This is a genomic window from Acinetobacter sp. WCHAc060042 (genome assembly GCF_003231195.1).
Lineage (GTDB): Bacteria > Pseudomonadota > Gammaproteobacteria > Pseudomonadales > Moraxellaceae > Acinetobacter.
On sequence record NZ_QKVN01000060.1, the window covers coordinates 1 to 13,591 of the forward strand.

General features: G+C 39.4%; 11 protein-coding genes. 7 read left to right on the forward strand and 4 right to left on the reverse strand.

Going from position 1 to position 13,591, the window contains the following annotated elements; genetic code table 11:
- Positions 1-40: 40 nt before the first annotated feature.
- Entirely contained in the window at positions 41-1,267 is a 1,227-nt protein-coding gene (locus DPG01_RS17200; protein WP_005399684.1) for a pyridoxal phosphate-dependent aminotransferase, read from the reverse strand.
- A 216-nt stretch (positions 1,268-1,483) separates the two neighbouring features.
- Here DPG01_RS17200 and DPG01_RS17205 point away from each other — a divergent pair, with 216 nt between their 5' ends.
- Positions 1,484-1,663, forward strand: a complete 180-nt coding sequence (locus DPG01_RS17205; protein ID WP_062032428.1) for a hypothetical protein — start codon at positions 1,484-1,486, stop codon at positions 1,661-1,663.
- Between the two features lie 181 nt (positions 1,664-1,844).
- Here the strand turns inward: DPG01_RS17205 and DPG01_RS17210 are convergent, their stop codons facing one another.
- From DPG01_RS17210 to DPG01_RS17220, 3 genes are all read right to left on the reverse strand, one after another.
- The gene (locus tag DPG01_RS17210; protein ID WP_110975888.1) at positions 1,845-3,227 is read right to left on the reverse strand and encodes a CmpA/NrtA family ABC transporter substrate-binding protein; all 1,383 of its coding nucleotides are present in this window, start codon (positions 3,225-3,227) and stop codon (positions 1,845-1,847) included.
- A 469-nt stretch (positions 3,228-3,696) separates the two neighbouring features.
- Entirely contained in the window at positions 3,697-5,139 is a 1,443-nt protein-coding gene (locus DPG01_RS17215; protein ID WP_086210863.1) for a GGDEF domain-containing protein, read from the reverse strand.
- Between the two features lie 191 nt (positions 5,140-5,330).
- Positions 5,331-6,122 carry a hypothetical protein gene (locus tag DPG01_RS17220; protein ID WP_110975889.1) on the reverse strand — a complete coding sequence of 264 codons (792 nt, stop codon included), beginning with the start codon at positions 6,120-6,122 and terminating at the stop codon, positions 5,331-5,333.
- 175 nt (positions 6,123-6,297) lie between these two features.
- Between DPG01_RS17220 and uvrB the strand changes: the two genes are divergently transcribed.
- The 6 genes from uvrB (at position 6,298) to DPG01_RS17250 (ending at position 13,571) form a co-directional block, all read left to right on the forward strand.
- Positions 6,298-8,319 (forward strand): excinuclease ABC subunit UvrB, encoded by a 2,022-nt coding sequence (gene uvrB, locus DPG01_RS17225; protein WP_110975893.1) that lies wholly within the window; start codon positions 6,298-6,300, stop codon positions 8,317-8,319.
- A 103-nt stretch (positions 8,320-8,422) separates the two neighbouring features.
- Entirely contained in the window at positions 8,423-9,007 is a 585-nt protein-coding gene (locus DPG01_RS17230; protein ID WP_110975890.1) for a lipocalin family protein, read from the forward strand.
- A gap of 156 nt (positions 9,008-9,163) precedes the next feature.
- A complete protein-coding gene (rarD, locus tag DPG01_RS17235) occupies positions 9,164-10,099 on the forward strand; it encodes an EamA family transporter RarD (RefSeq protein WP_086210866.1) in 936 nt (311 codons plus the stop codon).
- 323 nt (positions 10,100-10,422) lie between these two features.
- Complete coding sequence (locus tag DPG01_RS17240; protein WP_086210867.1) at positions 10,423-11,880, forward strand: glyceraldehyde-3-phosphate dehydrogenase; 1,458 nt, start codon at positions 10,423-10,425, stop codon at positions 11,878-11,880.
- 336 nt (positions 11,881-12,216) lie between these two features.
- The gene (locus tag DPG01_RS17245) at positions 12,217-12,882 is read left to right on the forward strand and encodes an MFS transporter (RefSeq protein ID WP_171327447.1); all 666 of its coding nucleotides are present in this window, start codon (positions 12,217-12,219) and stop codon (positions 12,880-12,882) included.
- An 8-nt stretch (positions 12,883-12,890) separates the two neighbouring features.
- Positions 12,891-13,571: a hypothetical protein gene (locus DPG01_RS17250; protein ID WP_110975892.1), complete on the forward strand. Its 681-nt coding sequence runs from the start codon at positions 12,891-12,893 to the stop codon at positions 13,569-13,571.
- The last annotated feature ends 20 nt before the right edge of the window (positions 13,572-13,591 follow it).

Here is a 13,591-nt window from a genome sequence, read left to right on the forward strand (position 1 = left end):
AAGTTCGCGGGTTTCTCTAATCTAACTTTAAAGGGTTAAATTATTTTTCAGCAGCAATTGAAGCAATCGCAGCATCTACGCCTTCGATTGAATCAGCAGCTTTCTTGATACGAGCAAGCGCATCAACAAGCACTTCGTCAGCAGTTGCGTAAGAAATACGCATGAAGCCACCTAAGCCAAATGCATCACCAGGAACTACGGCTACACCAGTTTCTTCCAATAACCACTCAGAGAATTCTGTGCAAGATTTTAAACCTTTCGCACGAATCAATGGACGGATGTTTGCATATGCATAGAATGCACCATCAGCAGGTAAGCAAGAAATACCGTTGATGTCGTTCAAACCGCTAACTACTAAGTCATGACGGCGTTTGAATGCTTCAATCATTGGCTCAAGAACGTCTTGAGGCCCATTCAACGCAGCTTCAGCAGCAACTTGTGAAATTGAAGTTGGGTTTGAAGTTGATTGAGACTGGATTTTTTTCATTGCGCCAATCAGCTTAGCAGGACCTGCTGCATAGCCAATACGCCAGCCAGTCATTGCATACGCTTTAGACACACCGTTTAACACGATTGTACGGTCATAAAGGTCTGGTGCAACTGTTGCGATGTTGTAGAACTCATCATCCCAACGGATTGGTTCGTACATATCGTCAGATGCGATATATACTTCAGGATATTTACGAAGCACGTCAGCCAAAGCTTCTAATTCAGCTTTAGTGTAGATCATGCCTGTTGGGTTTGATGGACTGTTTAAAACCACTAAGCGTGTTTTGTCTGTGATCGCTGCTTCAAGTTGAGCAGGGGTGATCTTGAAACGTTGTTCTTCGCCACATTTCACAATAACAGGAACGCCTTCAGCGATGATTACCATGTCTGGGTAGCTTACCCAAAATGGTGCAGGGATGATCACTTCATCACCTTTGTTTAACAAAGCAAGTGCTAAGTTAAAGAATGACTGCTTGCCACCGCAAGAAACCAAAATCTGGTTTGCTGCATAATCAAGGTTATTGTCGCGCTTGAATTTTGCAATGATTGCTTTTTTAAGGCCTGGCGTACCATCTACAGCGGTATATTTTGTGAAACCGTTGTTAATCGCTGCAATTGCTGCATCTTTGATGTGTTGTGGGGTGTCAAAGTCAGGTTCACCTGCGCCCAAGCCAATAACATTCTTGCCAGCTGCTTTTAATTCAGCAGCTTTGTTGGTCACAGCAAGAGTTGGGGACGGTTTGATGGCATTTACACGATCAGAGAGACGTACGTCCACGGCATATTCCTTCTTATGGGGATTAAAAAATAAAAAGCACACTATCTTAGCTCAAAAAACTCTAGCAAGGCGTTTAAAAACGCAGAATTTTTGAAAAAAACATAATTTTTTTTAAATTTTGGGTTTCGAAATACAAAAATTGACAGAATGTGGAAGTTTCTCGCATCTCAAAGAAAAAAACTTTAAAATAAACCTAATTTGATGAGAGTGATGGTCATGAGTAAGCAACAGCCTACTTCAAAAAAACCTTTGGTGAATCTCCCTTTTCCAATGCCGAACGTAGAAGGCAGTTCTGATGATGTTGCACATAATCAGGTGCGCCCAAAACCTGAGCAATATGCAGATCGAACGTGGATGCCACCTCGTGGTACACGCCGTTCAATGGGTAAACGCTAAGGTTTAAAAAACGTGTAATAAAAAAGCCAATGCTGTAGCGTTGGCTTTTTTTATTCACTTAACGAAATATATCAAATGAAATCATGAGGCTAGTAAGACATAAACGTTAATGCATTCCAATACGGATCATCGGTACAGAAATCATCATCAGATACTTACTAACCACATATAAACATAGAATTTATTTGTAGCCAATTTTAAATGCAGCCAAGAATTGATTTGGCTGTTTTGCGTCGAATACAATGTGGTCAAGGGCGCTAGTTTGAGGAGCTTTGATGAAGGCATTATTTTTTAGGCTTGGAAATTGCGTATCCTGCATCTTACCTTCTTGAATTAATGCTTGCGCAGCTTGTACATAAATATCAGGACGATAGGCCTTTTGGGCTGTTTCTAGGTACCATTGATCTGTTTGACTAGTGCTGATTTGTCCCCAACGACGCATTTGTGTTAGCCACCATACTGCATCTGAATAATAGGGAATGCCATATTGTCCCTTGAAGAATGTATGAAATGATTTTGCTGGTCGAACATCGCCTTGTTCATACTCAAATACGCCAGTCATACTATTGATAATAATATCTTCATCGACACGTAGATAATTATCTTGTGCAATAATTTTTGCAGCTTCTTTACGGTTTGCACCGTTATTTTCATCTAGCCAATTTGATGCACGTATTAAAGCTTTAACCAGTTTAAGTGTAGTCGTTGGATTTTGTTCAGTAAATTTTTTAGTTAGACCAAAGACTTTGTCTGAACCATTTTCCCAAATGGCATCTGAGGTGATGACAGGTACACCAAAACCTTTTTTTACGGCTTTCTGATTCCACGGCTCACCAACGCTATAGCCTGATGTCACACCTTCAACCATTGTTGATACCATCTCTGGAGGTGGAATAACGGTTAAATCTACATCTGAACCTGTATTTCCTGTGGTGTCATTATGTGCAGAATCATAAGTGCCCGGATGAATTCCGCCAGCAGCTAACCAATAGCGAATCATATAGTTATGTGTCCCCATTGGATAAGTCATGCCTAATTTAAATATTTTCTGCTGTTGCTTATATTCCGCAATCACAGGTTTTAAATTACTTGCACTAATGGGGTGCTTCGGTCGATTATTTTCCATAACTACGGTTTTTTTCATCTCATTCCAAACATTATTTGAAACCGTAATGGCGGCACCATTGTAGGAAAGGGTGAATGGTGTAACGATTGGTGTTTTTTCTGAGGATGTATCTATTATTGATGCTATAGGCATTGCTGCAAGCATATGAGCAGCATCGAGCTCACCACTCTGCACATGTTTGTAAAGTTCAGTCCAACTAGGTTGTGCTTCAAGTTTGACTTCGAGCCCTTCATCTTTAAAAAATCCCTTTTCAACGGCAATTGCAAGGGGAGCCATATCGGTTAATTTTACAAAGCCAATGGTTAATCTGGTTTTTTCAACAGCTAAAGGTTGAGCAGCTGTCTCTTGATCAGGTTCTTTTTGGCGCCCCCCCAGTAAAAAACTGAGACCAAGCAAGCAGGGTATAAAAAAAGCCTTGTTTAATAATATCTTTTTCATTCATTTCCCAGATTTTATTGTGATTCGAGCGTCCTCGAATAGCAATATAGATGCCAAATGTAAAACCAAGGATAGAAATTCAAAATCTTATTTTTACTGTAGTAGGCTACTTATAGGTTTACGGTGAATATATGCATTTGATTTGGCGGGTAGGGGCTGTTAGTCGGGGGGAGTATTTCTGGTCTAACTGTATGTATCTCATCGTGTTTTGAGCGTATTTGGTGCAAGTGAAAGAAAACATGCCCATTTTTGTACATTTAGAATTGAATAAAATGGGGGGAGCATCAAGGTGGTGCATGGCAAGGGTATTGGGTCTGAAAGAGTATGCGTTAAGTGAAGAGATTAAAATTATTTTTATACATTTTCACGCGAGTGAATCAAAAATGTAGGAGTTTGATTTTAAACTCCTACATAAGGCTTAGGGAATGTATGAGAAACAAAGATTTTTTAAGAGTTGTGTGGATTAAAATTAACGTGCGCGACGTTCATTGTCTGCATAGTATTGATTCTTCTGTTGGTACATCAGCTGATCTGCGCGTTTCAACATATCCTCAATCCGTTCATTCTCTCTGACGGTAGCAGATCCGATAGACAGACTAATCGGTTGGCTAGAATAGAATTGATTATCGACATGAATAAGTTCATGCAAACTATGTAGACAGTTATGTAGAGCAGCTTCATCAGCACCTGACATTAGAATCACCAATTCATCCCCACCAATACGGGATGCAGAATAAAGTGTGTTTTGTATAAGCTGATTTAAAATACTTCCTACACGACGTAATAAACCATCGCCTACATCATGTCCAAAGTTATCATTCGCTTCTTTTAGACCATTCATATCGAGAAAAATACATGATACAGGTCGGATGGGACTACGTTCTAAACGATTCACTTCTTCAGTGTAGAAAGAGCGATTGTAGAGTTTAGTTAAAACATCATGTCTGCCTAGGTATTCTAAATAGTTCTCCGCCTTTTTGCGTGCAGTTATATCGGTCAAAGCAACTTGTACCATACTCCAGTCATCTCGATAATCTGGGAATACGGTAAATTGCAGTAAAACATGGCGGATACTGCCATCAAGAGCATAATTTACGGCTTCACGCTGATGGTGAATATTGCCATTCCATAATTCAATTAACTGCTCTCTAAAGGTTTGCACCATTTCTTTAGCAAAAATTTTATGAGTATTTTTCAGCAAAGTATTCTTATCCGCAGCACCAAACAAATCTAAGGTTGCTTGATTGACATCAATAATAATAATGTCTTGAATACACTGCATAATAAAATCATGATGCACATCTAAAAAGGTTTTAAAGTCATCTATACCTAAATGACGGACTTGGTCTAACCGCGCTTTGATACGGCTAAAATCTTCAACCCAGAGTGAGGTTGGTGAGAAATGAAAACGTGATTCGGCTAACTGTCGGTTTTTTTCTTCTAATCGACAGGCTGTTTTATATGAGGTGATGTCTTCTGTGGTGATGAGTAAACGAGATAGATCATGTTCATAGCCAGGTATAACAGTACCACGTAACTGAATATCTAATCGGGTACCTTTAATTGTGTAATTCACTGTTGTGCTGATGAATTCATTATGACCATTCCATAGACTCGATAGCTCTTGAATATGCGTTTTGGCCATGTCTTGTTTGAAAACAAGATCTAGATTCTGTTGCAGATGCTCCAGATTATCTGCTTCAAATAGTTCCAGTGTTTTGGGATTTACTTTTAAAATTTTAATTTTACGTGCACAAAGGAAAACACGAGCTTCGTCCTCTTGTAAAAACTCTTGTAGATTCTCAACACCTTGCTGTCGCCAGATTTCAAATTGCTGCTTTACTTCACTAAAATCTTCTAACCACATTGCTATTGGGGACAAATCGAAAACTGAAGAATCCAGAATCTCCATTTTTTTGCTCTTAATTATTTTTAAGTGAGCGTAGTATAGAGTCTATTTTTTCTTTTTGAAATCGTGAGGTAAATAAAAGATTTATAATTTATTTTGTGATTTAGTTGGCATTAAATTTGCTAGATTGAATTCTTGTTAAGCTATGATAGCTCCAATCAAGACTTCAATCTGCAGTAAATATATTCTTGTATTTAGCGTGTCGTTTTACGTGCACGGTGTTCAGGTTTAGGCGGTGATATTTCTCGGGTGCCTTGCCATACTTCGATAAAGTCTTGCTCATTAATATTATAAAGTTCAAGCAACGCTAAAATGACACCGCCAAAGAGCATGGAACCTTCTGCATTTGATTCAAAGTCAAATATTTTGCCAGACAGAACATGCAAAATATCTTCAATTTCAAAAGCACGATCACGTCCATTACTGTCCGTTGGATACATCCGAGTATTTAGAATAATTTTGGCTAAGCTTTTTTCATTATCAGTTAGAGCCAGATGCTGAACCAGCATGTCGTCATTTTGAGTACTGAAAATCACAGCATCGTTAAAAATGGTATGCAGAAACTTTTTGTTTAGACGAGGCAGTGTTCTTTCTACAAATGGGCGAAATGATGCAGGAAAGATAACGTTATGCGAAATGCCTTTAAACATGGGAGCAATTTCTTCGACTTTATAACCCGCAATACCACAGCCGATAGAGGTGAGAAAATAAGTCATTTTCGGATGATTCTTGGTATAGATTTTAAAATCATCAATATAGTGTTGAATTTGTGAGAGCGGCATTTGTTGTAAGTGTTCGTTCATGGTAGGAATGGCATAACTTTGCCCCGACCAACCACGTCCAACACCTTTCATCGCCCCAAAATGTTCGAGTGCGGTACGTGCAGCACCATCTGCATGTTGGCCTGCCATGTTACTACCAAAAACAAATACAGTCTGTTCATCTAAGTTTTTGACGATGCTTTCGTCATGATATTGGTAAGTCATAGGCTCTGATTTTTCGCTCTTCTTCACTTCATGTTGCCCTTGAAACTGAGGAGGGTCAAGTGAAAAATCTTTGTAATATTTTCAGTAAATTACATTAAAAATTTAAAAGCAAGATTTGCTCGGGATTGAATCTGTTAAAATAGTTGGTTGAAGAAGCAAATCTTGGGATATGTCTGTGAGTGAGAAACAACCTTTTGATTTAGTCACCAATTACCAACCCGCAGGTGATCAGCCGCAAGCCATTGAAAAGCTTGTTGCTGGAATAGAAAAGGGCTATCACGACCAGTTATTACTTGGAGTTACGGGTTCAGGTAAAACCTATACCATGGCCAACGTGATTGCGCGGACGCAACGTCCGACTATTGTTATGGCACATAATAAAACCTTAGCTGCACAGCTTTATGGTGAGTTCAAATCTTTCTTTCCGAACAATGCTGTCGAATATTTTGTTAGTTATTATGATTATTACCAACCTGAAGCCTATGTGCCATCTTCAGATACATTTATTGAAAAAGATTCAGCGATCAATGACCACATTGACCAAATGCGTTTATCTGCAACACGGTCGCTCTTAGAACGTCGCGACGCAATTATTGTTGCTTCAGTTTCTGCTATTTATGGTTTGGGTGACCCCAATGCCTATATGAGCATGTTGCTACATATTGTGCAGGGAGACCGTATTGCACGTGATGATATCATCCGTCGTTTGGTGGAAATGCAATATAGTCGCAATGAACTTGAGTTTTTACGTGGTACTTATCGTATCCGCGGTGAAATTATTGATATTTTCCCAGCGGAATCAGATCAACATGCAATTCGGATTGAGTTGTTTGATGATGAAGTGGATTCGATTCGCTGGTTTGACCCGCTGACAGGCAAACTGGTACGTAAAGTTCCGCGTGTAACTATTTATCCAAAAAGCCACTATGTAACACCAAAAGATAATTTGGAACGTGCCATCGGCACGATTCGTGAAGAATTAAAAGAGCGTTTAGGTTTCTTTCGTGCCCATGACAAATTGCTTGAAGCACAGCGAATTGAGCAACGCACCCGCTATGACTTGGAAATGATGCAGCAGTTGGGCTATACCAACGGTATTGAAAACTATTCACGGCATTTGTCAGGACGGCCTGCGGGTGAAGCACCACCAACTTTGTTCGATTATGTCCCTGATGACGCCTTACTGATTATTGATGAGTCGCATGTGACTGTACCGCAAATTGGCGCGATGTATAAAGGTGACCGTTCGCGTAAAGAAAACTTGGTGAATTATGGTTTCCGTCTTCCTAGTGCTTTAGATAACCGCCCAATGCAGTTTGAAGAGTGGGAACGGATTACCCCAGCAACGATTTATGTCAGTGCAACACCAGCCAAATACGAGCTTGAAAAAGCCGAACAGGTGGCTGAACAGGTGGTTCGTCCTACAGGTCTGATTGACCCCGAAATTGAAGTGCGTCCAGTACTGACTCAAGTGGATGATGTGTTGTCTGAGATCAATATCCGTAAAGATCTCGATGAGCGTGTGTTAGTGACGACTTTAACCAAACGTATGGCAGAGGATCTAAGCTCGTATTTGAAAGAATATGGAGTGAAGGTGGCTTATCTACACTCAGATATTGACACTGTTGAGCGAGTGAAAATCATTCATGACTTACGTTCAGGTGTCTACGATGTGCTTGTCGGGATTAACTTACTACGTGAAGGCTTGGACATGCCAGAAGTCTCTTTGGTCGCTATCTTGGATGCTGATAAAGAAGGCTTTTTACGTTCTGAACGGTCTTTGATTCAAACTATTGGTCGGGCAGCCCGTAATGTAAAAGGTAAGGCTATTTTATATGCAGACCGTATCACCGACTCTATGCAAAAAGCCATTGATGAAACGGAACGTCGTCGTCAAAAGCAAATGGCGTTTAATGAACTGCATGGCATTATTCCACGTAGTACCATTCGACAAAATAAAAAGGATATTGATACAGGTGAAGTACTGACGGATGAGCAAGTTGAGAGCAATATTGCCGATCAACATCAGACACTCAGTGCAGACGAACAGCATTTATTGTCTGATCCAAAACTTCTTGCGAAACACTTAAGCAAGTTGGAAAAAGAAATGCTCAAAGCCTCTAAAGAGTTACACTTTGAGCAAGCTGCGCGACTACGCGATGAAATTTTGCGTTTAAAATCTCAGCTTTTGGCTTAGTCTATATTTACATAACGCTACAGTAATTTGGGCAGAAAGCATTATTTTTTAAAGAGATGTTTATTTTTAGATCATAAATTCTGAAATATTAAAGGTACAGTTTATGTCTGCAAATCTTCCCAAGGCGGGTTTTACCCTTGCCAAAATTGCTGTAGGTGGTGCTGTTCTGGTGGGCTTAGGTATGGCAACCATGGCTTATGCTCAAAGTAAACCTTTAGCTGTGGTGGATAAGATCGAATTGGATCGTTATTTGGGAGTATGGTATGAAATAGCGCGTAAGCCTATGTACTTCCAAAATAAATGTGGAACTAATGTTTCAGCGACTTATACGCTCAATGAAAATGGCAATGTCAGTGTCGATAACCGCTGTTATGCTCAAGATGGCAAGCTGATGCAGTCGATAGGTGAGGCATTTGTACAAAACCCACCTTTTAACAGTAAGTTGAAAGTGAGTTTTTTACCTGAGGCTGTGCGGTGGTTGCCTGTGGCGCGTGGGGATTATTGGATTTTAAAAATTGATGATGACTATCAAACAGTGCTTGTAGGTGAGCCACGTCGCAAATATATGTGGGTGCTTTCTCGTACACCGCAAGCAGATCCTAAAGTTATTAATGAATACTTGGAATATGCTAAGTCGGTAGGCTATGACTTAAATGATTTAATCCATACCAAACAGCTGCTAAAGTAAAATTGATAGTATTGTCTAAGCCATGCGGAAGCATGGCTTTTTTACTTCTAGGCATTATTTTAAGCCTATTAAAACTTGAATAATAAAGCTTTATTTGGATGAAAGCTTTATAATTGGTCGAATTTAAAGTTGCCCACAATGTATATGGAGTGAAGGATGTATAAAGGTGTTGCATTATCAGTTTTAGCATCCGTCACTTTTGGGGTGTTATATTTTTATACCTTTTTTCTAAAACCTTTAGATAGTGAGCAAACCTTTGCTTGGCGTATGTTTGCCACACTTCCTTTTTTAACGGCATTTATGTGGTGGAGTGGTGATTTAAAACTGATCATCGAATTATTTAAGCGTATTTTTAAACAACCATGGATGATTGCATGGTTATTATTCAGTTCGTTTTTATGTACAACCCAACTATGGCTGTTTTTATGGGGGCCGATGAATGGTCGTGGCTTACAAGTGTCACTCGGCTATTTTTTACTGCCTTTGGTCATGGTATTGGTTGGTTGCATCCTTTACAAGGAAAAGCTATCCCGCTGGCAAATGGTTGCGGTCGCTTTTGCTGTGCTTGGGGTTGGACATGAAATTTGGCGTATTGGCAGTATGGCATGGGAAACAGTCTATGTTGCTGTGGCTTATCCTTTGTATTTCTTCTTGCGCCGTGTTTGTAAAACAGATCATTTGGGGGGCTTCTGGTGGGATCTGTGTTTAATTCTCCCTGTCGCATTTTATTTAGGATTTGTACAGAGTGATAGTTTAATGTTGATGCAGCAGTTTCCGCATCTTATTCTTGCTGTCATTGGTTTAGGTTTTCTAAGTGCGATGGGCTTGGGAAGTTATATTTTAGCAAGTCGTTATTTACCTTTTGTGATTTTTGGTTTGCTGAGTTATTTAGAACCAGTGCTGTTAGCTGGTGCATCCATTACGATGGGTGAGCGTGTTGAGGCGGGTGAGTGGTTTACCTATATTCCTATCTGGTTTGCTGTTTTGTTGCTGATTATTGAAGGCACTCTGCATTTATATAAACAACAGCAAAATAAAAAACAACTCGAGCGAAATATTGAGCATTTTGAAAAACAGCAGCATCCAGACTGATCTGATCATGTCTGATGTTGCTATTGTGCTGGAATTTGGACGATGACTAAGTCTCTTATTTGTCTATTGCTCTTTAAGAATAGTTGACTGTTTGATAAAACATCATTTGTGTAACTGTTTATTTTTTATTTAAAAAAATTAGTTTTAGATTTTTCTACTGAAAAATCATTGGACTAAATTCAATCATTTCTGAAATTAATAATGAATATACGATAAAAAACATCATGCATTTACAGCTTTCGATTCAAACTTGGCACTAAATCCTTTACAATTGTTGGGTTTTGAAATTTATGCTTAGATTAAATTAATTAGAGGACGTATCTGTGAGCAAAGAGACTATCATCGCCCTACACGCAGAACACCAAGGTCGCTGGAAAAACCGTGAAGAAATCGCAGAACAAATGATCGCTTTGATCGGTCAGCTTTACCGTGAAAAAAATATTGTAGTTTCAGTGTTTGGACGTTCTTTAGTTAACCGTTCAGTAATTCAAATTTTAAAAGCACACCGTTTCACACGTATGATGGACGTTGAGCTTTCAGTTGTGCATACATTCCCAATTCTTGAAGCACTCGCTAAAATTGAAAATATTGGTACTGCTGAAATTGATCTAGGCAAATTAGCTGTTGCTTTCAAAGAGCAAGGTGGCGATGTTGATGCATTTGTTGCAGCAGCGGTTAAGTCTGTAGAAGGTCGCCCAACTTCTGTAGAAGGCCGTGACGTTGTACTTTACGGTTTTGGTCGTATTGGTCGTATTCTTGCGCGTTTAATGATTGGTCAGTCTGGCCTTGGACGTGGCTTGAACTTAAAAGCGATTGTGGTTCGTAAGTCTTCTGATGGTGATTTAGAAAAACGTGCGTCTTTATTACGCCGTGACTCAATCCATGGTCCTTTCTCTGGTACGATTTCTGTTGATGAAGAAAACGAAGCAATTATTGCAAATGGTCAATTCATCAAAGTGATTTATGCATCTAACCCATCTGAAGTTGACTACACTGATTATGGCATCAGCAATGCGCTTGTGATTGACAACACGGGTAAATGGCGTGATGCAGAAGGTCTTGCTCAACACCTTAAATGTCCTGGTGCTGCACGTGTAATTCTAACTGCACCTGGTAAAGGTGACATGAAGAACGTGGTATTTGGTGTGAACCAAGCAGACATTCTTGATGAAGACAAAATCATCTCAGCTGCAAGTTGTACTACAAACGCGATTACACCAACACTTAAAGTACTACATGACAAATACACAGTGTTGAATGGTCACGTTGAAACAGTTCACTCATTCACAAATGACCAGAACTTAATTGACAACTACCATAAAGCAGACCGCCGTGGTCGTGCTGCAACATTGAACATGGTAATTACTGAAACTGGTGCGGCTAAAGCAGTTGCTAAAGCACTTCCAGCACTGCAAGGTAAACTGACAGGTAACTCTGTACGTGTTCCAACACCAAACGTTTCACTTGCGATTCTAAATTTAACCTTAGATAAAGAAGTTGATCGTGATGAAGTGAACGAATACATTCGTAAAATCTCAATCAGCTCAAGCCTTCAAGGTCAGATCGGTTATACCAACTCGACTGAAGTTGTATCATCTGACTTTATCGGTTCGCGTACTGCTGGTGTATTTGATGCGCAAGCAACCATTACTTCGGGCAACCGTTTAACTGCGTATGTTTGGTACGATAACGAAGTAGGTTATAGCTGCCAAGTATTACGTATTGCAGAGCAAATGGGTGGCGTAAGCTATCCTAAAATTCCTACTGAAACAAATGCATAATTTGTAGTAGTGATCAAAAAGAGCCTCATATGAGGCTCTTTTTTTTACTTGCTGATTTATAAAGTTTGTACATACATGTCAGGATTGGCATAAGTATTGAATTTCATGGTAAGAGTTGCCAATGCTTAATTCTGACTTATTTACTTAGAATAATTGGAACGTTTTTATCGAAATAGACATTTATATATTTATCGAGTCAGGTTGGGATGACCTGTAAACAGACTGGGCTGACAAAAGGATTAGGCTTGTCAGGTGAAGAATCAAAATAAAAAAAGGAATTTGACTTTGCAAGTGAAACACCTACTCAGTGGATTGGTATTTATTGTGTTAGCAACCATGTGTGGTGTATTCATCGCTATTTGGATGTTTAAACACTTTAATATCTATATTCCCTTAGAAAATCAAAAAGTCAGTATTGATCTACAAGAGCCTTTACAAGCTGAGGTCAAAATTCATGACGCTTTAGATGTGGATGTGACAGGGCGTGTGAATGCTGAAATTCCGATCCGAGAAAACCTGAATATTCCACTGACCCAAACTCTGACACCACGTGTGTATTTTGATAATCAAGTCCCGATCAAAACCAGCATTCCAGTGCGTGAAACCTTGAAAATTAATCAGAGTATGCCTGTGGATACCAAAGTGCAGGTGAAAGTCATGGGACGAGATGTAACTTTGCCTTTAAAAGGTAATATTCCTATTCAGCTGGATGTTCCAATTCATATTGATGTGCCACTGGAACAGCAAGTACACCTCAAATTTGATGCACCTGTAAAAACTGTACTGAAAGAAAATTTACATATTCCAGTAAATACAGTGGTTAAGACCAATATTCCAATACAAGGGCATTTAAACGTTCCTATTAAAACGGCATTGAAAGCTTCGGTGGATGTGCAAAATACATTGCCAATTGAAATTAAGCAGGGGGAGTTGAAGATTCCACTCAACAGTTTGCAATTACTGCGTGAAAAACCTCTACCTCAAGAACACGTGAAGCCATAGGAGGGAGTATGTGGATATTCCAGTCCGCGAAGCGGCTTGTCTTGAGTTTTGTGTGTGTTGTCATTTTGGTGGGTGCGCTGTTTTGGTTGTACCTGAATATTCAAGCCAGTATGCAAGTGTCTGCAAATGAAGCACAAATTCAACTGTCAGACTCTTTACCGACAAAAATACAAGTCGGTAATTATCTAGAAACTCAATCTGTTGGAACTTTAGATACGCAACTGAAAATTGATCAAAAAATTAATTTGCCTTTACATGGAAAATATTTGGCAAATTTGGAGTTCGAAGTAGAAGTACCCGTTTCTGTATCGGTTGATTATCAAACCGAGGTGCTTATTGATCAAAACATGCCGTTGGAGACCAATACGGATTTAATTTATCAGAATAAACTGTTGCCTAAGTTTCCACTCACTTTGGATATTCCGATTAAACTGGCTGTGCCATTTCATTTAAAGCAAGACTATCAGATCCCGATCAAAATTATGTTTAACGGTTTGGTTTATTTTGAGTTCAATGAGCAAGTACGACTGCATGTGTTGCATCAGTTTGCGCCACAGCTTAATTTGAATGACCCAATGACTATGCGAAAAATAGCAAGCTTCAATGCCACCATGTATAACACGGAGCGGAGTACGACAGCGAACTTGGAGATGAATATGACACTACCTGTGAAGAATATTCATCCATAAAGAAAACACCACCAATCATT